This is a genomic window from Flagellimonas sp., assembly GCF_965233845.1.
In the GTDB taxonomy this organism is placed as follows: domain Bacteria; phylum Bacteroidota; class Bacteroidia; order Flavobacteriales; family Flavobacteriaceae; genus Flagellimonas.
In genome coordinates, this window is the sequence record NZ_OZ247584.1 from 2517612 (window position 1) to 2539974 (window position 22363).

At 39.7% G+C, this 22363-nt stretch carries 20 protein-coding genes; 9 read left to right on the top strand and 11 right to left on the bottom strand.

Going from position 1 to position 22363, the window contains the following annotated elements; genetic code table 11:
• Positions 1-96 precede the first annotated feature (96 nt).
• Complete coding sequence (locus tag ACO6S0_RS11040; RefSeq protein ID WP_422348436.1) at positions 97-1521, bottom strand: sulfatase; 1425 nt, start codon at positions 1519-1521, stop codon at positions 97-99.
• A gap of 94 nt (positions 1522-1615) precedes the next feature.
• Positions 1616-2422: an endonuclease/exonuclease/phosphatase family protein gene (locus ACO6S0_RS11045; RefSeq protein ID WP_422348437.1), complete on the bottom strand. Its 807-nt coding sequence runs from the start codon at positions 2420-2422 to the stop codon at positions 1616-1618.
• A 615-nt stretch (positions 2423-3037) separates the two neighbouring features.
• On the opposite strand from ACO6S0_RS11045, the gene ACO6S0_RS11050 reads away from it, so the two are divergent.
• The 3 genes from ACO6S0_RS11050 to ACO6S0_RS11060 all read left to right on the top strand — a co-directional run bounded on the left by ACO6S0_RS11050 (position 3038) and on the right by ACO6S0_RS11060 (position 8311).
• Positions 3038-3790 carry a DUF805 domain-containing protein gene (locus ACO6S0_RS11050; protein ID WP_422348438.1) on the top strand — a complete coding sequence of 251 codons (753 nt, stop codon included), beginning with the start codon at positions 3038-3040 and terminating at the stop codon, positions 3788-3790.
• Positions 3787-6447: a hypothetical protein gene (locus ACO6S0_RS11055; RefSeq protein ID WP_422348439.1), complete on the top strand. Its 2661-nt coding sequence runs from the start codon at positions 3787-3789 to the stop codon at positions 6445-6447. The genes ACO6S0_RS11050 and ACO6S0_RS11055 overlap by 4 nt, the downstream gene beginning before the upstream one ends.
• A 181-nt stretch (positions 6448-6628) precedes the next feature.
• Positions 6629-8311, top strand: a complete 1683-nt coding sequence (locus ACO6S0_RS11060) for a carboxypeptidase-like regulatory domain-containing protein (RefSeq protein ID WP_422348440.1) — start codon at positions 6629-6631, stop codon at positions 8309-8311.
• 10 nt (positions 8312-8321) lie between these two features.
• On the opposite strand, the gene ACO6S0_RS11065 is transcribed toward ACO6S0_RS11060, so the two are convergent.
• Positions 8322-10118: a carboxypeptidase-like regulatory domain-containing protein gene (locus ACO6S0_RS11065; protein WP_422348441.1), complete on the bottom strand. Its 1797-nt coding sequence runs from the start codon at positions 10116-10118 to the stop codon at positions 8322-8324.
• Positions 10119-10672: 554 nt separating this feature from the next.
• Between ACO6S0_RS11065 and ACO6S0_RS11070 the strand changes: the two genes are divergently transcribed.
• The 4 genes from ACO6S0_RS11070 to ACO6S0_RS11085 all read left to right on the top strand — a co-directional run bounded on the left by ACO6S0_RS11070 (position 10673) and on the right by ACO6S0_RS11085 (position 13984).
• Positions 10673-11182 carry a mechanosensitive ion channel domain-containing protein gene (locus tag ACO6S0_RS11070; RefSeq protein ID WP_422348442.1) on the top strand — a complete coding sequence of 170 codons (510 nt, stop codon included), beginning with the start codon at positions 10673-10675 and terminating at the stop codon, positions 11180-11182.
• Positions 11157-12272 carry a magnesium/cobalt transporter CorA gene (gene corA, locus ACO6S0_RS11075; protein WP_422348443.1) on the top strand — a complete coding sequence of 372 codons (1116 nt, stop codon included), beginning with the start codon at positions 11157-11159 and terminating at the stop codon, positions 12270-12272. Before ACO6S0_RS11070 ends, corA begins: the two co-directional genes overlap by 26 nt.
• Positions 12273-12950: 678 nt before the next feature.
• Entirely contained in the window at positions 12951-13460 is a 510-nt protein-coding gene (locus tag ACO6S0_RS11080) for a Dps family protein (protein WP_422348444.1), read from the top strand.
• Positions 13461-13513: 53 nt separating this feature from the next.
• Complete coding sequence (locus tag ACO6S0_RS11085) at positions 13514-13984, top strand: hypothetical protein (protein ID WP_422348445.1); 471 nt, start codon at positions 13514-13516, stop codon at positions 13982-13984.
• Positions 13985-14228: 244 nt separating this feature from the next.
• Here the strand turns inward: ACO6S0_RS11085 and ACO6S0_RS11090 are convergent, their stop codons facing one another.
• The 8 genes from ACO6S0_RS11090 to ACO6S0_RS11125 are packed head-to-tail and all read right to left on the bottom strand — an operon-like array spanning position 14229 to position 19927.
• Positions 14229-15014, bottom strand: a complete 786-nt coding sequence (locus ACO6S0_RS11090; protein WP_422348446.1) for an RMD1 family protein — start codon at positions 15012-15014, stop codon at positions 14229-14231.
• Positions 15015-15428, bottom strand: coding sequence for a VOC family protein (locus ACO6S0_RS11095; RefSeq protein WP_422348447.1), 414 nt, complete (start codon positions 15426-15428; stop codon positions 15015-15017).
• The gene (locus ACO6S0_RS11100; RefSeq protein WP_422348448.1) at positions 15394-15846 is read right to left on the bottom strand and encodes an NUDIX domain-containing protein; all 453 of its coding nucleotides are present in this window, start codon (positions 15844-15846) and stop codon (positions 15394-15396) included. Before ACO6S0_RS11100 ends, ACO6S0_RS11095 begins: the two co-directional genes overlap by 35 nt.
• Before the next feature lie 45 nt (positions 15847-15891).
• Positions 15892-16197, bottom strand: a complete 306-nt coding sequence (locus ACO6S0_RS11105; protein ID WP_422348449.1) for a hypothetical protein — start codon at positions 16195-16197, stop codon at positions 15892-15894.
• A gap of 39 nt (positions 16198-16236) precedes the next feature.
• The gene (locus ACO6S0_RS11110; protein WP_422348450.1) at positions 16237-16542 is read right to left on the bottom strand and encodes a hypothetical protein; all 306 of its coding nucleotides are present in this window, start codon (positions 16540-16542) and stop codon (positions 16237-16239) included.
• Between the two features lie 2 nt (positions 16543-16544).
• Entirely contained in the window at positions 16545-17522 is a 978-nt protein-coding gene (locus ACO6S0_RS11115; RefSeq protein ID WP_422348451.1) for a deoxyhypusine synthase family protein, read from the bottom strand.
• Complete coding sequence (gene speB / locus ACO6S0_RS11120) at positions 17512-18459, bottom strand: agmatinase (protein WP_422348452.1); 948 nt, start codon at positions 18457-18459, stop codon at positions 17512-17514. The genes ACO6S0_RS11115 and speB overlap by 11 nt, the downstream gene beginning before the upstream one ends.
• A 13-nt stretch (positions 18460-18472) precedes the next feature.
• Complete coding sequence (locus tag ACO6S0_RS11125) at positions 18473-19927, bottom strand: arginine decarboxylase (protein ID WP_422348453.1); 1455 nt, start codon at positions 19925-19927, stop codon at positions 18473-18475.
• A gap of 655 nt (positions 19928-20582) precedes the next feature.
• Between ACO6S0_RS11125 and ACO6S0_RS11130 the strand changes: the two genes are divergently transcribed.
• Positions 20583-21293: an RNA polymerase sigma factor gene (locus tag ACO6S0_RS11130; protein WP_422348454.1), complete on the top strand. Its 711-nt coding sequence runs from the start codon at positions 20583-20585 to the stop codon at positions 21291-21293.
• A complete protein-coding gene (locus ACO6S0_RS11135; RefSeq protein ID WP_422348455.1) occupies positions 21293-22087 on the top strand; it encodes an anti-sigma factor in 795 nt (264 codons plus the stop codon). Before ACO6S0_RS11130 ends, ACO6S0_RS11135 begins: the two co-directional genes overlap by 1 nt.
• Positions 22088-22363: the final 276 nt, after the last annotated feature.

Sequence of the window (22363 nt, forward strand, 5' to 3'; positions counted from 1 at the left end):
TCAGTCAGTTATTGTCAAAAGTCTTCCCCTGTTTTTATAGGATACTTTATTGACGACCTGAATTGTACACATATAAGGTACTCAAAAAAATGGTCATCAAAGTTCAATTTCGCTATTAGTTTTATAATTTATGTTTTTAGTAGGAGCTTTCGCACCCAATTGTGCTTTCACTTTTTCCAATTCATTCAGTAGCTCCCCAAGCTTTTCAGGATGTACCTCTGCCAAGTCGTTCTGCTCTCCAATATCCTCTTTCAAATTGTACAGTTCCACTCGGTTTTCCTCATAGAATTGAATCACCTTCCACTCTCCTTTCCTAAGTGCACATCCAGGGGTCCAAGCACTCCCATGATAATGCGGGAAATCCCAAAAAAGCACATCATGAACCGCTTCTGCTCCATTTTCCCATAGCCCACTTAGATCCACCCCATCCTGGTGTTGTTCCGGTCTAGTCTCTAATTTTAATGTGCCAAGAACCGTGGGATATAAGTCCATACTAATGACCGGGGTTTCTATAACCATACCATCATCGCTGTTGGGTTTTTTGATAATCAACGGGACACGGATGCCACCTTCATAGGCCCATCCTTTGCCGGCACGCAAGGGCAGAACATCCGTGGGTGCCACCCAATTTGCGTTAGCCACGGTTGACAAACCTCCATTGTCCGAGGTAAAAACCAGCAGTGTATTGTCCATCAAGTTAAGCTCTTCCAGTCGGTCCAAAACCCTACCAACATTTTCGTCCATGGCGTAAACCATGGAAGCATATTCCGCATTGGTTTGGCCTTGGGTTGTAAAGCCTTTTCCCTCATTTGCAATCCGCGGAATGGAATCGGCAAGGGTCTGTCGTTTTATCCTGAACTTTTCCAAATGTCTTTTACTAGCTTGAATTGGCGTGTGTACCGTATATAAGGATAAGTACAACAAAAACGGATTCTCCTTATTGACCTCCATGAATTCCAAGGATTCGTCCACTAATCTATCCGTTAAGTACTCTCCTTCCGGGCCGTCAGAAAGTTTGGGGTTTTTATAGGGCGAATAATACCCTCCCGGAGGTTGCCCCATATGGTGCCCTCCCTTGTTAATGTCGAATCCCTGGTCTTCCGGAAAAAACCCTTCATCACCTAAATGCCACTTACCTGCAAAAAAGGTCTGATATCCTTCTTGCTTCAGGGCTTCTGCCCAAGTTGTTTCTTCCAAGGGCAATTGATGCAAATCATTGGGTCCCAAAAGTGTCCTGTCCTTGGGGTCAAACCCCGGAATCCAATCCGTGATTCCAACCCTTGTAGGATGCTTACCTGTCAAAATCGCGGCCCGGGTTGGGGAGCAAACAGGGCTTGCTGCATAGGCGTTTGTGAAAACGGCACTTGATTGTGCTAGTTTGTCAATATTGGGAGTCTCATAAAATGTACTGCCATAACAGCCCAGGTCTTTCCACCCTAGATCATCCACCAAAATAAATACAACATTCGTCCTTTTGGCGACTTTGTTTTGGTTCGGTTTGCACCCAACCAGCAATGCCATAAGACATATTATTATTTTGATGGATTTTATTAGCATTTTCTTGTTTTTTCTCTTAGTTTATTTCTACCATTGCCAACCTAAAGTGTTGGCCAAATCAATCTAAAAGCTCCAAGGTCACCAAATACGCACAGTGATCGGAAGCATAGGTATCCACAATAATTTCTTTGTCCACTACCCTCCATTTGTTTCTAGGGTAAAACATGATATAATCAATCTTTGATTTGGGATCATGCGAAGGAGAAGTAGGCTCTGGGTTTTCCCTGTTATAAGTAGGTTCCCAAAACTCTTCCAAAATTGTTATGATTTTGCTTCCTGGTCTTGCATTTAGATCACCGGCCAAAATGGTCGGGTATTTATTTTTAGTAAAAACTTCATTCAACGCCTTGGCCTGAAGCTCTCTTCCTGCCGGTCCTTCATGTGCAAAATGGGTGCCCACAAAGGCTATGGTATCCCTTGATGGTAGCTCAACAACCACTTCCAAAGCTGTGCGAGGTTCCTGTCCTTCAATATTCGGAAGCGGAACGCTCCGGGTTGTCAAGAAAGAATATCTTGACAATACTCCCTCCCCATATTCTCCTCCGTCATAGTACATGGCGCGGGCAAATATGGGTATGAGTTTGGTTCGCCAGCCCAACTCGGTAGCCAAATCCACCTTTCTAGATCGATTAACATTATAATCCACCTCCTGCAAGGCTACCAAATCTGGGTTCACGTCCCGAATTACCTTGGCCACAACTTCAAAATTCAAATCCCCTTTTGTGGTTCTACCACCAAAGACATTGAACGAAAGCACTTTGACAGTTTTTGAAGCTTTGGTGTTGGTTTGTGCGGCCAGCGGTAAAGTCACCGAAATTGCCACTATAACCAAAAGGATTCTAAAACCCATTTTTCCTATTTCCATTTAGAATTTAATTAATTGATAAAAGAAGACAGAAATAATTAGACCGAAGGCACTAATGGAGACATCAATAACAACTGTGGAGCTATTGTTGTTCCCAATTTCCATGAGTTATCTTCTGGAATACGTTTCTTAATTTGGTTGATTTAGTGCAAGAATTCTTGCTCCAAAGTCAAGGTTTGCATGCAATATAAGAAAAAATGTGTACGTTAACATATATTACATATCAAACAGTATCAGAGTTCTAGGAAATGTAGCTTCACTGCCCTAATTCAACTAGGCTCAGCTCCAGAAAAGGAATTTTATGGCACAAATAGGAAACGTAATGAAAAAACTATTTCCCAGACCACTAAAGATGATGAGGTAATCCAAACCAAAAGTCTTTCAATTATTGAAAAGAACGTCATCTTTGAAAGAAGAGGTTGGGTCAAACCACTATGAGCAATACTCTTGTTGAGTTGACAGTGTTGTAGAGTATCAATTTGACCCTTTTGGTCCTAGTTATATTCTTTAGGAATAGGATTTCATCGATTATTCATGTTCTACCATGAAAGTAATTTCCTCGCTGAATATTTTCTTCTATTTTAGTGCCAAACTACAGAACCTACGACAACCTCTATGTTTCAAAACCCGTTTTCCTTTGAGGGCCGTATAAGACGTCTTGAATATGGAATAAGCTATGTTATTTATGTCCTTTTTTATTTAATTATCATTTTAGTGTGGGAAGAAGTACTGGTTGGAGTCGCATTTTTCTATTTACTATTGGCTGCCATGGTGTGGTTTCTTGTTGCCCAAGGGGCTAAACGTTGCCATGATTTGGGAACTAGTGGTTTTTTTCAGTTTATTCCTTTTTACGGTATTCTAATGCTTTTCCAGAAAGGAGAAGATGGAGTTAACAAGTATGGTAACAACCCAAAAGAAACAGCTCCGCCCATATCAGAATCGGACGTTTTTACAAAACCTAAAAGTCCAAACCATTCTCTAGGTCATAACATGCTTAAAATTAGTAGTCCTGTCTTGCTCAATGTTTTTGCCGCTGTAATCCTGTGGGAATACCTTCCCATTTCTGATTTTCATCTTTCTTTGGTGCTTTTGGTTTCTTCAATCCCTTTTTATTTTTTGGCTTTGCTAATTAACTATCGGGGGTTTGCCCTAAATGCCAATCAAAAGGAACTATTCAAAGAAAGAATTCTCTACGCAACCATATTTTTTATCTCCATAAGGCTTTACACCTTCTGTTTTAGAAGTACGGAAATTGACATTCAATTGGTTTTCTTTGAGTTTATTCTAATAGCCGTTTTCCTCGGACTTACGTACATCCCGTATGCCCTTTATAAAATTGTCTTTAAAAAACCTTCTCTGGAAATATGAAAACAAAAAACCAAATCATCCTTTCCAGTTTTCTTCTTACTGCCATAATCATATTTGGTTTCACACATAGGACAGGCATGGGAAACAAGGATATGATCATGTGGTCAGAAAAACCTCTGGTCTGGGAAGATTTTGAACTGGTAAGATATCTCGAGAAAAACTATGTAGCAACGGTTTATTCCGATATAGCTTGTCCAAATTTGATTACGGAAAACGACTCAAAAGTGTATGCCTTCATGAACCCGAATCAATCGGAACGGTTAAGAGGCCAATATGATTCTGAAAATGTGCTCATCCATGAACAATACCATTTTAACATCACCGAATATTGCGCAAGACTTTTAAGAAAAGAAATTGTAAATAAAGGCCTTGGCGGCTTATCCTTAAAAGCAATTAAAGAATTGAAGTCCAAGTACTCCATTAAACTGGACAGTCTCCAAACTGCGTATGACGATAGCACAGATCATAATGCCAATTGGGAAATTCAAAAACTGTGGGAACGAAGAATTGACGATTGGCTTCGACAAACCTCCTACTACAAGAATGAGGACATCTATAGTTACTACGATTTCACCAAAAACCAAACTCGTTTTTTTCGTCGCATATATTTCACCCATACCCTTAACGTATTAACCTCATACGCCGTTGGTGAAAAGGATATTGAATTCGGAAACACCTACGAAGTTTCATATAAGGGAACAAAGGAAAAAATCGTCAAATTCTACAAGAATGGGAAATTGTTGAACGGAGGTTACTTCGACACGGCAGTTACCAAAATTATAGAAGACAATAAGGGCAATTTCGAAATTCACTATTTGAACCCTGATGAAACATATAACCAGGATTTGAAATCATGCTTAACAAAAATCCGTATACAAGAAAACCAGAATAGGATTGTGCGGTATTTTGATTATAGAGGTGATAGGATAGTAAAGCAATCCATTTATGAAACAGTATGGGAATACAATTCAAACGAGAAATCATACTATGCAACATACCTAAATAAAGCTGGGAAAATCATTCCAAATAAGGAAGGCATATTTCATGAGAAAAGAGTGCTTGATGAGAAGGACAGGACTGTTGTTTTCGAAAATTACGATCGACATAAAAAATTAAAAAATGATACCGAGTATATAGCTCGTCGTGAATTGGAATTCAATCAAAAACATCAAAAAATCTACTATCGCCTTTTTGATGAAAGTGAAGAATTTGCATTTCATTTAGCGGACTACCATCTAGCTTATGACTACGATGAACGTGGCAATACCATTAGAGTGACATCTTTGGACAAAAATGGTGAAAAAACATATGACGACAATGGAGCATCAGTTTACGAGTACACCTACGATCTTTATGATAGGGATGTTGAGGTCAAACGGTTTAATAAGAATCATCTTCCCGTAGTTGCGAACGATGATTACTTTCAAAAAATAACGGAATACGATTCCCTGGGCCGAATTGAATTTGAAGCCAAGTATTACCCGGAAAAAGTGCTCAAATACAATGATTTATTATGGGGAGCAACCAAATTTGTTTATGAAGGAGATAGCGTCATCAAAGAATTCAATCTTGATGCCTACGGTGATTTAATTGAGAATAAAAACCAAATTGCCATAATCAAAAAGAAACTTAACCAGAAAAAGGAAACTGTTTCGGAAACCTATTTCGGTGCCGACGGCAATTTTGCAAAAATTGAGGATGGAATAGTTGAATATCGTTATCGATATAATACAGTAGGGAATAAAATTGAGACAGCATCATACGATTCCATAGGTAGGTTAAAACCCTTTGAGGCGGACGTTGCCATTATTCGCTGGGATTATGACATCAACGGACACAAATCTAGGACAACGTATTTGAATGCCAACAATCAACTGGCGGTCACAGCTGATAGTGTTACCTATAATGTTTACAAATATAATAAAGCGGGCAACTTGTTGGAGCGAACAAATTACGATATAGATATGAAGCCTGCCCTGATCGAAGGAGTGTTTAAAACTCGGTTTCTTTTAAACAAGGTAGGACTCGACTCCATCAAATATGAATACAATTCTCAAGGGAAGTTAAATTCTGGTGTCGCCGAAACCCGATTCTATTACAATAAGTACAACCATAAAATAAGAACCGAGTATTTCGATTCATTTGGAAGAAGGGCAAAAAACCCTGAAGGTATTAGTGCTATAAACACCATCTATGACAAAAGGCAGTTTAGAATTGGTATTGAATACTTCAATGAATTTGATCAATACGCGAACAGTACTAGCGGAATTTCCATTCAAAAATGGAAGTTGGATGAGTTAGGCCATACCTTGTCCTTTGTTTATTTGGACAAAAGCCTTAATCCAGTTATTGGTCCATCAGGATATCATAAAATTGAGTATCAATGGGCAGCAATGGGAGAATCTTCAAGAATAGCGACTTTGGATGTGGATTTATCTCCAATTGAAGATAAATATGGCACGGCAATTTATGAATACAATTTAAGGCCGTGTGGGCTGTACAAAGAGGTAAGAAGGTTTAACGAAGAAGGGGAACTTTCTGAGAACAATCTTGGGGTTGCAATTTCTCAATATACCCCCTATCTGGATGGACTCTATTATTTGGATAAAGAGCTGGATGCCAATGGCAATGAGATAGAAGAACCCGACATGCAATAATTCCGGTGAGGGCAATGGATTTCAAAGTTAGTTTTGTATCTGAAAATTATGCGTTGCCCTATACCTACCAACCATTAGAAAAATCTAATTATTAGACACTCATAGGATTTTGATTAATTTTAATCGAAACTCCGTCTTCCAATTACATTTTGGAAAGCACAGTTTATAAATCAATCTAAAAATGAAGCATCTTCCCATCTATTTATTTTTGGCAATCACCATACCCTTTTATGCCCAAACCACAGAAGTAACCATTTCGGGGAAGGTTACCGATGTATGGGAAACCCCTATTCCCAATGCCAATATATTGATCAAAAATACACAGCTTGGTACTAATTCCGACGCCCAAGGACAGTTTGTCATACAAGCGACGATAGGTGAAGTTTTGGTCATCTCCTCGATTGGTTTTGGTACTATTGAGCTAGTTGCTGACGAGCAAATGGAAGATTTGAAAGTGGTCCTTTCCCCACAAACTACCAAATTAAGGGAAGTGGTTGTTCAAAAAAGGAAGCGGAAAAGGCAAAAAGATCTGCTCGCGGATTATCAAGAAAACACCAATCTAATCAAGACATCTTTCGGAATTCTGGATAAAGATCGTTCTTCCACTGCCATGCGCTTTGTGGAAGGTAAAGATCTTATCAATGTAGGAACAGATTTTCTGGCCTCATTGAAGAATCACGTCCCCAGCATGCGGGTTGTGAGGCCGCCCCATGTACCTGATGTAGAAGTATATCTGAGAAGAATAGCCTATGTCGATTCTATCAATCCTCCCAAAGCCATATTTGATGTGGACGGGATGATTTTTGAAAGCACACCAACTTACCTTTCCGCAGCAGATATAGACCGTTTGGTTGTTTTGGAGCGCAATGCCGCAATTTCCAGATACGGCCCTCGAGGGGTTGGCGGTGTTATTATCGTCAATACCAAGGGTAAAAACCGAATGGACGAAATGGGAATTATCAGACGATACGACAATTCGGAAATGCGGGATAGCCTATACAGCCTATTCGATAGCAAAAGCAGCTATGTGCCCGAGAATCCTGAATATATGGATGTCTTTGGCCGAGCTACATCCCATCGAGAAGCAAAGGCATTACTGAAAACCCATACCGATGCTTATGCAACGCAACCTTATTTTTTCTTGGACTTGGCGCAGTATTTTAGGGGACGCTGGGATGATGGAAAAACAGCCAACCAATTGCTCAAGGATGTCCCCAAATCGTTCGGGCAAAACATTCCGGCTTTACGATCACTCGCTTACAACCAGGAAACACTAGGGCTAAATGCTCAGGCTTTGGAAATCTACCTTCAAATTTTGCAACAGGATTCTTTGACTCCCCAATCCTATATTGATCTTGCCAATGCCTACCTCGCCCATGGAAACAGGGATAAAGCGGCAGAGGTATACAATCAATATAATGACCAGGTGGCAAATGGCAGTATTCCTGAAAATGCTGAAATAAATGGGCTATTTAAGCCTGGGATGTCAAGCAAGCTTGGTTCAGGAACAACAGAATCACCATTGATATCTCCCACCAGAATTGTAATGACCTGGAGTAATCCCGAGATCAATTTGGGTATTCAGATCATCAATCCTGAATCGCAATACAAAACCTGGAACAATAGCGAAAATCCGCAGGGTTTAACCACGAAGCAATTCTTTTTTGAGGAAGAACCCAAAGGCGAATGGCAGATAAACTTGCAGCTCTTTGAAGGTACCACAACATATCTTCGGGTAACAGTCTATTTTGATTTTGGGCTTCCCTCCCAAGATCGAAAACAGATGCTATTTAAACTTACCCCAAATTACCAGGGAAATCATTTATTCTCCGTAAACACCCAAAAAGATTCAATTATTGAATAACCGTTTATCATCAGCGGTTCAACGATAAGTTATCCACGCCCAATCTAGCATTTATTCTTCGGTTCCATAACTGTAGGGCTTCCTGATCTGCCCCTCTTTGCGTCTCTCTTTGCATTTTTTTGACCTCAATGGCTGCACCCTGATATATTTCATCAAATATGGCCTTTGCCTCATCAGAATTCATGCTTTCAGTGATACGGGAAGACGCCAATTGACGGTAAACCTCATAAATATCAAAAATTATGTTGATGTAGGCCAACCTGTTTCTAGAGCCATCATTGTTAAATTGGGAAGCATTGAGATCCAATAAGGTTCGGCTTACCGTGTTGTTTTTTCCTTCCCCATCCAGATATCTATCTACCATATAGGTAATGTTAAGTCCCTTACCATTTTTAACGCTTGTGCTCTGTATGTGTGCAGCTACAGGCGAATCAAAGGATTTGCCCACGGTTACATCCCTTTTGCCTCTTGCATTTTTCCGAGCTGTTTTGTCTTCTTGCACAGGCATAAAGTTTGTGAGATGTTCCCACTGCAAACGATAGTTCTTGTCCCAGGACAATACAGAGGGTTTTGCGTATATAAGATCGCTTAGTGGAATATAGCTGTTGTAGTTGATCAGATAGCCATGTTCCTTCATAAAGTTCATGGAACGATTGTCCTTAAAGCTTTTGGGGAATTGATAGTTTGATTCCCAAAAATGATCGGAGGCCTGCAAAGCAATAATTTTATCGTAATCATTGTTGAAGGATAATTCTTCGGTAAAATATGGCATCTCAAAAGTGGAATCATAGTCATAAGTATAGAGAAAAGTGCGGGAATCTATGATTTCAGAAATGTCATCGAATCTGTAATCCATTCGCAATGTTAGATCCAGGTATTGGATCTTATCCAAATCCATTGGGTCAAAGGCAATATCAAGTTGCATTTCCATGGGTATAAGCTCAATGTCTTCATTAATGGAAGCCAAATCGGTAATGTTCGGTTCCTTAACGCCCAATTCAATTCTTTTGACGGTCAACAGGGCATGGTCCACTATGAGTTTACCATAAAACAACCTGCCATTGGGTCTCTTGGGGAAAAAGGCAATGGCCACATCCTGCTCATTACAAGAAGAACAGGGGTCAATCCTTACTTTGTACTTTCTGGAAATCGCCTCGTAATTCATATTACCTGGATAATTTGGCAATAATTGGCTCGTGGTTCCAAACAGTTCAAAATCACTTAGAATTTTGGTGTTGTCAAGACTATAAAAGGCAAACTTTTTATTCTGTCCGAACCGGCCGCTTTTTACCTTCAGATCCAAGATACCTCCGGACAAGCTTTGATCACTATTGTAAAAACCTTCAATTTGTTCTATAGGGATGTTCCGGGCTGATGAACTCAACTTAAGAAAGGCCTTGCTGTGGGTCACTTTAGTTCTGGCTCGGTACTTTTCCACGACTTGGGCCAACAATTTATACGGATATTCTTTGTCCTTCCCTGCGGTGAGGATCACTTCATCCAAAGCGGAGACGTCCGTCTCAAGGTACAGTCTGGATTCGGATTTAAAATAAGATAAGGCTTCTTTTTTAGGTTTGAATCCAATATGCCTTATTTCTAGGGAATCATTGGCAAGCTCCTGACCAATGGCAAACTTCCCATCTTCATTTGTAATGGTGTAATCTTCCTTGGATCCAAATATTTTGATGGAACAATAAGGTAAGGGTGTGTTGGTGTCCTTATCATATATATGGCCTTCAATCTTGGACTGGGACCAAACCGAGGTGCAAATCACCAATACTAACCACAGATTGATTTTTTTCATCATCCCAATGTATTTTCCAACACATTTAGCTCATAATGAAAGTGTTGGACACTGTAAGATAAGTCACATTTTACTTGTATCCATAAGTAGACGGCGTCTTTTATTGGAATGCCGATAAAAGATGCTGCCAACTTTGTCCTTAAAAACTGGGTTTAAGGTCGTAATAACTTGACTTTTAAGTTATCGTAAACGCCTTTCTCGAGACTCATTTTTCCAGCTTAATTGGTGTATCTGTTTTGAAACGGTTTTAGAATAACTCCTGCACCAAAAATAAATCCATCCGTTGGGGCATAAATCTCCTAAAAAGTGGGGGGTTCCTCGGAGATAAGACCAACGGAGTGAAACGACTCTATCTTCGGTCTGAGAAATTCTCTAAGCTTACAAAGATGCTTCCTTGATCAGGTGGGAGGGGCAGTTATCCCACGTTTCTTGAATCCATGCCATTGTCCGCAAAGTGTATTTCAGTTTCTTTTGGGTTCTTTACAAAATACGCCGGCATCTTCTTATCTTGTTGTTGTTTTTTATACTACCTTCAAATCGTTTGCAAGAAGTAAAGCATGGCAAAAACCCAAACCGAAATACTTTTAACGATAATATTAATAGTAAGTACAATCCTATTTATTGCGATTGTAAAAGGTGCCATCAAACGTTTTGGTAGGTTGGCAGCCATTGATGTCAATAGTAGAAAGGTGGTATTTTATATTAGCTATCTATTGATTTATCTCTTTTCCATAACTGTGTTGCTCATCATTTGGGGTGTGAACCTGGAGGATTTTGCAGTATTTATTGCTTCTGTACTTGCAGTATTGGGGGTTGGCTTTTTTGCGCAATGGTCCATATTGTCCAATATAACCGCCAGTATAATCTTGTTTTTTAGCCACCCGCTGCGTCTTGGAGATAGAATTAGGATCTTGGACAAAGATTTTGACTGGACCGGTGTGGTTGAAGATATTAGTGCCTTCTATCTTTTTATGAAAACCGACGATGGCAGAAAAGTGACCATCCCTACAAATCTGGTCATCCAAAAAGGCATTGAAATACTTGAAAAAAAAACAGGTGAAGGCTAGAAAAAAATCCAATTATTATACCAAGACCTTAAAGAAAAGGACCAGCTCAAAGGCGACCATTGGTCAAGTTCCGGGGACACCTGTATATGTTGGCCAAAAATTGGACAAAGACCTATTTATTGAAGCATTTGATTACGATCAGGATGTACTGGAAGAGGACAGATCAAGCAACATTGAAAAGGTGTTTGGTTATATAGATTCCAAACCTATCACTTGGATCAACATCAATGGTCTTCACCATACCTCGGAAATCCAGAAAATAGGCAATTATTGCGGTCTGCATCCCTTGGTCATTGAGGATATTGTAAATACCAATCAAAGACCAAAATTTGAAGAGTACGGGGAATATCTGTTTGTGGTTCTAAAGATGTTACATCTGGACAATGAAAACAGTTTGGTGGTGGAGCATGTCAGTCTGGTACTTGGGAAAGGTTTTGTAATCTCGTTTCAAGAAGCCGAGGGAGATGTGTTCGACCCAGTTCGCAATAGGTTAAGGGCGAGCAAGGGGATTCTAAGAACCATGGGGGCGGATTACCTTTTATATGCATTAATGGATGCCATTGTTGACCATTATTTTTATTTGATAGACGAGATTGGAAACAAAGTGGAACAGTTTGAGGATAGATTGTTTGAAATGGACTCCAATGAAGGTTTCACTTTGGAAGTACAAGCCTTAAAAAGAGAGGTTCTAAGAATACGAAGGGCGGTAATGCCATTACGTGATGTAGTGAACAAGATTGAAAAGAGTACCCATTCGGTGATTTCCGAGAAAATCATTATTTACCTCAGGGACCTTCAGGACCACGTTGTGCAGGTGAACGAAAGTATTGAAATATATAGGGAGATGACCTGGAGCCTTATGGAAATGTACATGACTGCCATCAGCAACAAAATGAACTTGGTTATGAAAGTATTGACCATCATAGCCACCATCTTTATACCCCTGACCTTTATTGCTGGTATTTATGGAATGAACTTTGAAAACATGCCAGAGCTCAAATTCAAATACGGCTATTATATCCTACTTGGGGCCATGGCATTGATTTTTATTTTTTTGGTCTATTACTTCAAAAAAAAGAAATGGTTGTAATAGGCAAAATACTTCCAAGTCTCACCTAGTAATTTGTCATGTTGCATTGTAATGGTAGGTTTCAACCTCTTTTCCGCGGTTTTTATCATCACATGGCAATACCCATTTCTGTAGCGTTCTCAATTTCATTCAAACCTAGGTAGGGATTCACCTCCAACAACAAGGATGCATTACAACACCCAAATGGGCAAAGCCACATATGCCACCTCCTCCCAAAGCCAAGCCGTTTTTTTAGGGTTTTCTCTTAAGCCTGTCAATAAATCATGTTAGGAACATTCCTTACGGTTGAGCTAGGATGATATCAAAGAGACCAGACAAAAATTATGTGCTGGCTTATACCTTGTCAAAACGGTACAATTGGATAAATACAGCCATTCTTCATTTGTATTTATATAGTTTTCAAAAGAAACCCTTAAAGCAGTGTTAATTCTGTTAAATCCTGTTAAACACTTGATATTCTGCAATATATCTGTATATTGATTATATGAATCATTCACTGATACTTCTTAAGCCTTTAGTCTTCTAAGCCAATTAATTGGCTTATCATATTTCATTGGGAACTTCATTCCCAAGCCTTTTTTCTAATCACAAATAAATCAAAGCAGCAAACTTTATCCGTAAGGATATTGGCTGTTTATTGATTGCATAAAATGAATAAAAAATCTAAAACACATCACTATGGAAATCATAAAAACACAAAATAAAATTGCTAAAAACAAAGAGTTCAAAAAACTAGGCTTCACCTATCTAGAAACGGCAGAGATAGTGGTACATCTAAATACGTTGATGGCCAATTATCAAGTCCATTATAATAAATTGAGGAATTTTCATTGGAATATTGAAGGCCCGGAGTTTTTTGAGCTACATGATGAATTTGAAAAAGAATACAACACTGTAAAAAAGAACATCGATGTTGTTGCTGAACGTATCCGGGTATTTGGAATCAAACCCAATTTTACCTTAAAGAAAACCCTGGAACTTTCCGAACTTAAGGAAACAGAGCAACATTTATCCGCTATTGAAATGGTGCGGGAAGTACTCAAAGATTTTGAAGTCCTTCATGAAAACATGATGTCTGCACTAGGAGCCTCTTTAGATATTGGCGACGTCGCCACAGAGCAGATGCTCACAGACTTCTTGAGGGCATTGGAAAAAAGAAACTGGATGTTTACCTCCTACCTTAAATAAGACTGGAGCCCACAACCAAAAAAGTATTTGTTAATCCTAAAAATTTTATACACATGAAAAATATATTCAACATACTAAGTTTATCCCTTATCACCTTATTTGGCCTTCAGGCACAAAATACAAATCCGGGTCAACTCAATGCCTCCCTAAACAAAACCTTTACCATCCAATCAGATGGAACAAAGACTGTATACAACATCAAGGTTATGGAGCACCGCAACTATCCCATTCAAATGGATGATATGGACAAGGGAAAGGTAAATCAAGACAGGGAAACCTCGGCGGCCAAAGTCACTAAATTGATTGCTGTAGACACGAATAATGATGACAAATTTGATCAATATTTTGTCTTGAAATATAGAAAGTCAATAACCGACAAGTTTGAAGTAATTCCTACAGCAGATGGGTTTGCCGTGAAAGTGGATGACCAAATGATACAGCATTTTAAAAGGGATGGTATCTATTTCATCAATAATGATGACCAAGATTTCTTCACTGTGGAAGAATTTAGAGAAATTGTATAGTTCCCAAACTGTTCGTTTTTTGATTGATAAGAAGCAGGGCTATATGCCCTGTTTTTACTTTCTGACCACTTTGCCACCCCATAAGGCAATCGCCATTACAATGTTGTAGAAGCATCTAGACCTGGAATGAGGATATCCTGACCCAAAAATTTACCCTGGCTTTTATGGCTGGAATTCCAAGCATGTCCAAACTACACCATTCCCAGCTCCCCAGGATTTTTTTGATTGTTCAAAAAGGTGATTTTTAATTGATTGTTCGCGTGATGAAGAGATCGAGCACTTCCACCAAAATCAAAATGATGATCACCCATTCCAACCGACTACTTTCACGATGCTCCATAATGTCCTTAAAAAGACTAAGATTCTCTTTGATGATATGGCCCTGCTCCTTGATGGTACGGTAGCGTTCCTTTAGATCGAACAAGTGTTTTAGGCTTTTGTCCAATTGATCAAGTGTTTCATCCTCCCAAACCACTTCATGGGAATCAAAAATGTACAAGTGCTCAGAAATTTGGTTATTGATGTTCAATACACGCCCAATGTGCTTTTTCAGTTTTTTGCCCCCAATGTCCAACTTTCCAAAAAGTTCTAGATGAGTGGTATGCTTTCTTGTTTCCTTCAAAATCTGCTCGGAAAGCCGTGCAAAGTGATCCAAAGCCACAGACTGGGATAAATGTAAGAGAGTCAACCGTACAGCTTCCGTATTGGCAATTGGCAGCACTACTTTATCATTTGCCACTCTTGGGGCTAAGAGCTCTTGTTGCAGAACTATTGTAACCTCTTCTTTTAAATCGGAAGTTTTCCACCCATTTCCAAAATGCTGGAGCTTCTTTAATATGGTACTGACCTTGGTTTCATCAAATCCAAATAAGGAAACCGTGCCATATCTAAAAATGGAAATAAAACCATCAGATTCCTGGTAGAACAGTTCGTCCCTATCCCCAAAAACAAGCTTACTCCCAAATTCGCTTCTGCAACCACTTATATCAATACTTTTGGCAACATGAAACGCAATGGCCCTATCTTTCATTTATGTGGCAAAAATTTCATCATTGTCCTTAAAACTTTTAAACTCCAGCATGTATCCATTGGGATCTTGAATAAAGAAGGACAGATGCTCTCCCTTTTTATCCTGCATAAATGTGGCTTCCGTTGTTACTTCCAAATCCATTTTGAAAAGTCGGGAATATAGTTCCCCCCATGTCTCTACAGGTACAATCACTCCAAAATGAAAGGACGGCAATATATAGTCGTCCAATTTGTAGTTCTTAAACTCAAAATTAAAGTGACCTGTATAGGTGAATGTGAGCTGATTGCCGTACAAATTGATATCCAACCACTTCTCCGTGTTTCTGCCCAGTTGAGCCTTTATGACGTCCACATAGAATTCCCTGGTCTCTTCAATGTTTTTACATGGCAATGCGAGATGAAATTTGGTGTTCATTGTGCTTTTTGTTTTTTTCTTTTCTTCGTATGCTTTTGAAATAGGCCGTTACGGCCAATCTATCGGATTTATCCATAAATTCTCTAGCCATTTTCCAGTTTTCCCATTTTATGGAATCGAATTTATGTGTTTCCTTTACCGCTATTTTTTGTGGTTTTAGGAAAGTATAGAAGTAATTCTTATTGATCTGCTCCTTGTTGGCCATTTTTGTAAGGGACAGATAAAATTGTACTTGATCTTTGGTTAATTTCAATTTTATCTCTTCAGAGGTTTCACGAACCAATGCCTGTGCTTCGGTCTCTTTTCCCTTTTTTATCCCCCCGGGCAAAGTGTACTTTCTCGGTTTTCCATTTTTTTTGAGTACCATCACTTTTGTGCCATGGACAGCTACCAATCGGGATTTGATTACTTTCTTCATATGTTTTTTTTGGTAAAGGGCAGGAGATTCCTGCCCTTCTTTGCATCAATCAATCAGAACTAGGCCTACGATGTAATTGACATCGTACTCCTCATCATTTTCATCAATCTCTGTATCAATCTCATAGGTCACCTTAAATTTCCGGCCAACAAAATCCCCCGAATCCAAATCATATTTCTTCGAAACTTTTGCATCAATATCAGAGAATTCATGTTCTTCCCCGTACTCATCAACAAAGGTGTAAATACCCTCTTCGAAGCCAAGATAGGTAGCTTCCAAGCTAAGTTCCTGTGACACTTCGCCTTGGAAAAAAGCGGTCATGGCAACAAAAAGGACAATAAGTGTTTTCATAGTCTTTAAAATAATGGTTATAACTTTAGTTACAATAATTTACTCCTCTTCCAAATCCATTGGATCTTCATCCGGAATCCCATCTTTTTCATCATCATTGGAAAATTCATAATCTTCCATGGCCATGGTGAGCCGTTTGCTTACCTTGACCAGATAAACGGTGTCCTCGGTCCGAACCTCAATACATTCCACCCATTCCCCCAGTGAGTTCCTAAAACTGATAATGTCCCTGTCATCGTACCCATCCGGGTATCTGTCCACCAAAAGGTCGAGTATGGCATTATTGAGCTTTTTGTAGTCAACGATTACTCTTTTTAAATTCATTGTAGCTGTATTGTTTTTCATTTTTACATGTTTAGGAGGTAGGCAAAAATTAAAGGGGCCACTATAGTGGCATCTGATTCGATGATGAATTTTGGGGTGTCGATATCCAATTTTCCCCAAGTGATCTTCTCATTGGGCACCGCGCCGGAATACGAGCCATAACTGGTCGTTGAATCACTGATCTGGCAGAAATAACTCCAAAAGGGAGTATCTGTCTCTTCCATATCCTGATAGAGCATGGGCACCACACAAATGGGGAAATCTCCGGCAATGCCACCGCCAATTTGAAAAAACCCGACCCCGTCTCCGGAATTCCAACTGTACCAGTCGGCAAGCATTGTCATATATTCTATACCGGATTTAACCGTGCTGGCTTTCAGTTCCCCTTTCATCACATAGCTGGCAAAAATGTTGCCCATGGTGCTGTCCTCCCAACCGGGCACCACCATTGGAAGGTTCTTTTTTGCAGCGGCATACATCCAGGAGTCCTTGATATCAATTTCATAATGTTCCTCCAGAACCCCGGAAAGTAGTAATTGGTACATATACTCATGAGGAAAGTACCGCTTCCCTTCTTGTTCGGCTTTTTTCCAGAGTTTAAAAATGTGCTCTTGCAACCGTCTAAAGGCTTCCTCCTCCGGAATACAGGTATCCGTTACCCGGTTAAGCCCCCGTTCCAATAGTTTCCATTCGTCTTTTGGGGTCAAATCCCTGTAATTGGGCACCCTTTCGTAATGGGAATGAGCGACCAAGTTCATGACATCTTCTTCTAAATTGGCCCCTGTACACGATACGATATGCACTTTTTCGGTCCGTATCATTTTTGAGAAGATCTTTCCAAGTTCCGCAGTGCTCATTGCCCCTGCCAAAGAGACCAACATCTTTGATCCCTGCTCTAATTGATCTTGGTATCCCTTTGCGGCATCTACCAATGCCGCTGCATTGAAATGAAGGAAATAGTTTTCCAAAAACCTTGATATTTCTCCCTTTTTACCTGTCATAATCCTCGGATATATATCCCTCTTTTTTAAATTGTTCTTTCATTTCACTAAAATCCCCATCATCTTCTACCTCCGGTTTTTGGCAATATTTATAACCCAACATTTTGTAATAGAGTTTTGCCGCCAAAAAATCAGAAGATTTATCATGCCGATTAGGACAGAGTTCCACAATATCAAATCCCACCACATTGCATTCCCCAAACACCCTTTTCAAGAATTCCAGGGTTTCGTACCAAAGAAGTCCACCAGGTTCCGGGGTTCCTGTAGAAGGTAAAATTGATGGGTCAAATGCATCAAGGTCAAAGGTGATATACACGTTGTCAGTCATCAATTCAATCACATTGTCCATCCAAAAATCATCTGACACCATGTCATGGGCAAAAAAGACATTGTCAGGGTTCATCACCAAGGTTTCGGAATGATCCATGCTCCGAATGCCCACTTGGACCAAATTGGTATTCTGAGAGGCCTCATAAAGTGCACAGGCATGGTTGTAACGTGAACCATTGTATTCTTTGCGAAGGTCGGCATGGGCATCAATCTGAAGTACAGTCAAGTCCTGATAGGACTCATTGAATGCCCTGATTGAACCAATGGAAATCGAATGTTCCCCGCCAATCAGGGTAACCATTTTTTTTCTAGCGATATATTCTTTTACGATATTATGCACACTGACCACCATTTCGTTAGGTGAGCCATAATCTTCCAAGGTTTCGGTCAAGTAAATGCCTTTCCTGTACACCTCGCTCTTGGTCTCAATGTCATAGAGTTCCATATTTTCTGAAGCCTCCAAAAACGCACCAGGTCCTTTGTCGGCTCCCTTTCCCCATGTGCTGGTACCGTCATAAGCGACCGGGATCAGCACCACTTTTGATTTTTCCGAAGTGGCGTATTCCATGGGAATTCCTGCATATGTCCGTTTTAATTTTGATTCCATTTTCCTTTTACTGTCAATTCTGGTGATATTTCAAGTTTTCATTAATAAAGACCGCCTTTTCCCTAAGCTCAGGCTTGTTATAGCCCAAAATGGACAGAAAATCAGAGGCCGTTTGTTGCTCCGAGAACACTTCGGTCCAAAAGTTGCCCTCAGCATCCCTATCAATTAAAATATGTTTGGGCTGTGGTATTAGACAATGTTGCAGCCCACCAAAGCCACCTATCGTTTCCTGATAGGCCCCTGTGTTGAAAAAACCGATATAAAGGGGCTTGTCCTTTTTGAACTTAGGTAGATAGATGGCATTCATGTGCTGTTCTGAATTATAGTAGTCATCACTGTCACACGTCAATCCCCCCAATAGCACACGCTCGTATTCATCATTCCATCTATTGATGGCCATCATAATGAACCGTTTGTTGATGGCCCAAGTATCGGGTATAGTGGTGATGAACGATGAATTGATCATGTTCCATTTTTCCCTGTCATTTTGTTGTTTTTGATAGAGTACCTCATAAATGGCTCCCCCGCTTTCCCCTACTGTAAAGCTTCCAAATTCGGTAAAAATGTGCGGTACATCCACCCCAGCCTCCTTACAGGCCTGACCAATCTGGTTGATGATCTCGTCCACTATATAATCGTACTCATAGTCAAAAGCCAATGAATTCTTGATGGGGAACCCTCCGCCAATGTTTAAACTATCCAGTGAAGGACAAATTTTCTTTAAGTTGACGTAAACCTTGAGGCATTTTAGAAGTTCGTTCCAATAATAAGCCGTATCCCGAATGCCCGTATTGATAAAAAAATGCAACATTTTTAGCTCCACATTGGGATTGTCCTTAATGTTCTTGGTATAAAATGGAACAATGTTCTTGTATCCAATCCCCAAACGGGAAGTGTAGAACTCAAATTTGGGTTCTTCCTCGGATGCTATCCGGATACCTATTTTAAAATTGCCTTTTATGTTATCGCCCAACAATCCGAGCTCCTCATAATTATCAATGATTGGAATACAGTTTTGGTGGCCGTTATTGATCAATCGGGCAATATTCTGGATATATTGGTCCCTTTTGAATCCATTGCAGAGCACATAAGCACTATCCGAAATTCTTCCCGAATCCTTTAAGTTTTCAACAATATCAATATCAAATGCTGAAGAAGTCTCTATATGGATATCATTTTTCAAAGCCTCATTCAACACATGTTCAAAGTGTGAGCTTTTGGTGCAATAGCAATAGTGGTATTTACCCAAATATCCATGCTTTTCCATGGCAGTGCCAAACCACTTTTTGGCTCTTTGAATATTCTCGGAAATTTTGGGCAGATATGTGAATTTAAGCGGTGCCCCAAAACGTTCAACCAGCCTGGATAGGTCAATGTTGTGAAATTGTAGTTTTCCTTCCCTTACATGAAATTCTTCTTGTGGGAATTCATAGGTCTGTTCGATCAGATCGATGTATTTTGTTTTCATTTGTATTTCGCATTATTAACTTTTTGATAAAGAATCGATAGAAAAGACCACGACTCAAATGCGAAACACGAACACGGTATGTGCTAAAAAGGAAAAGCTTCGTGAGAAATCACGAACCTGAAGATACATTTCGGAAGCCAGCCCAATTGTTCGGTGCCTTATCCCTAAGACGGCTTTCTGGGTAGACCTCCTTATCCCCATAAGCCCGAACTTGAAAAAATATTTCAAATTAAAAGGCAATGCGTCCCAGTGATGGACTCATTTACGGCGTAAACATACTCAAAAAATGAATCCAACAAATTTTTTTATAAAAAAAGTTTGCTTTGTGTTTAATTAAAAACCAAGTACTTATCTCAAAATCCACACAAACTGCAAGCTTTGACACTTTCATTAAGAGTCCCAGGTGCTTCGTGGCACCTCTATTTGTACAAGTTTTTGCTTCTTTTTAGGTACATATTTCCCCATGAAAGTCTCAAAATTCATGATGAACTTATAATTCAGTTGGATAAGGTTTATCTCATTTGTTTTCCATGGGTTTTGTCGCCTTTGCACATGGGACCATCCCTAGTAGGTTTAGTTCTAGCTGCCATTTATTAAAGGAAATCCATCTGTGGATACCGTACTTTGAGGATGGTTCCTTTTTCAAACCAAAAACTTGTTCTCCAAAGTGCTGTCTTTCGGTGTGCTGGTTTGCCGAGGTGACTTGATTCACTTTGTGCCTCCGGAACGGGTTGGTCTAAAGTGGGCCTGTAATCTTTTGCTTCGGTTCAAATTTTTCGCTGTTGCCTATTTTAATGCTTATATTACTATTTTTATTCAAAGCAAAAGAATGCACCTCGACGATTTAGTTGTACGTTTTCAAAAAAAGGATGTTCAAGCCTTTGAGCAATTGTACAATTTATATGCTGAAAACATTTGTGGGGTCATCAATGCAATTGTTCAAAACAGTGCCTTGGCTGAAGAAATTTGCCAAGACGTATTTGTAAAGATTTGGAACAGGGCTGCAAGCTATAATAGTTCCAAAGGGCGGTTTTTTACCTGGATATTGAACATAGCAAGAAACGCTGCGATAGATGAATTGAGGTCAAAATCCCATAAAAACCAAAAACTGAACCTTTCCACGGAATACTTCGTAGGTATTTTGGAAAACCCTGAAGATGGTGAAGAAAATAGTGTGAATATTGAACGCATAGGACGTTTCATCAATAAATTGAAACAAAAATGTATTGAATTGATCGACCTTCTCTATTTTAAGGGATATACCCAGAAGGAAGTTTCTGAAACCCTGAACATTCCCGTGGGAACCGTTAAAACAAGAAATAGAAGCTGTATATCCCAATTAAGGGAGAACATGAAAAACACCTAATGGATACAAAGGCATACATAACATCGGGCATTTTGGAGCTCTACGTTGCCGGGCAACTTTCTGAAAAGGAAAATCAGGAAGTGGCCAACTATGCCAATGAATATCCAGAGATCAAGGCAGAAATCATTGAGATTGAAAAAGCGATCCTTGACCTGTCGGCAGCTTTGGCACCTAACAATGTTCCTTCCTTTGATTCCATTAAGAATAGGTTAGATGGAGCTTCAGAGACCAAAATAATATCTTTGGACAGTAAAAAGAGGTCATGGATGCCATATGTGGGTTGGGCGGCTTCCGTAATATTTGCGGTTGGTCTTGCCTATTTGTATAATCAAAATCAAGAACTCAGCTCGGAAATCAAAATTGCGGAAACGGAAATGCGCCAAATGGAACTTCAGATTGCCGAAGCCAACAATTCCCTTGAAAAATCCAAGCAGCTTTTGTCCACATTGCGTGATAAGAATGTGACCGTAATCCCGTTGGGCGGGCAAAATGTATCGCCAGATTCCTATGCCAAGGCCTATTGGAACAAGGAACAGCAACAGCTTTTTATAGATGCCCAAGGCTTGCCAGAACCTCCTGAGGGAATGGCTTATCAAGTTTGGTCATTGACCCTAGATCCACTTACGCCAACCAGTGTGGGTCTGCTGGAAGATTTTATGAACGATGACAATAAGGTATTTGCCCTAGCAAATCCCAATGAGTCCCAAGCTTTTGGAATTACCTTGGAGCCAGCTGGCGGAAGTGAGTTCCCAACTCTGGAACAATTGTACGTACTCGGTACCGTTTCCTCCTGATTTAATTGTTTTTACGGGATTTGAGGCTTAAAACCACACCTAGCTGCTTTTAAAAAGTAATCAAAGAGAATTTGATTTAGGAAAACAAATATCAATTTGATTTTCAATAAATTACAAAATTTTCAAGTCGAGTTGTTATCCTGAGTATGTCGAATGGCAAAATCTACGTTAATCATTCAAGTTTAAAAAACCTCTCGACTGAGCTCGAGGAGACATTCATTGATAATATTGGTTTTATCACTATAACAAATGGACTTTATGTCGAACCCATTATTA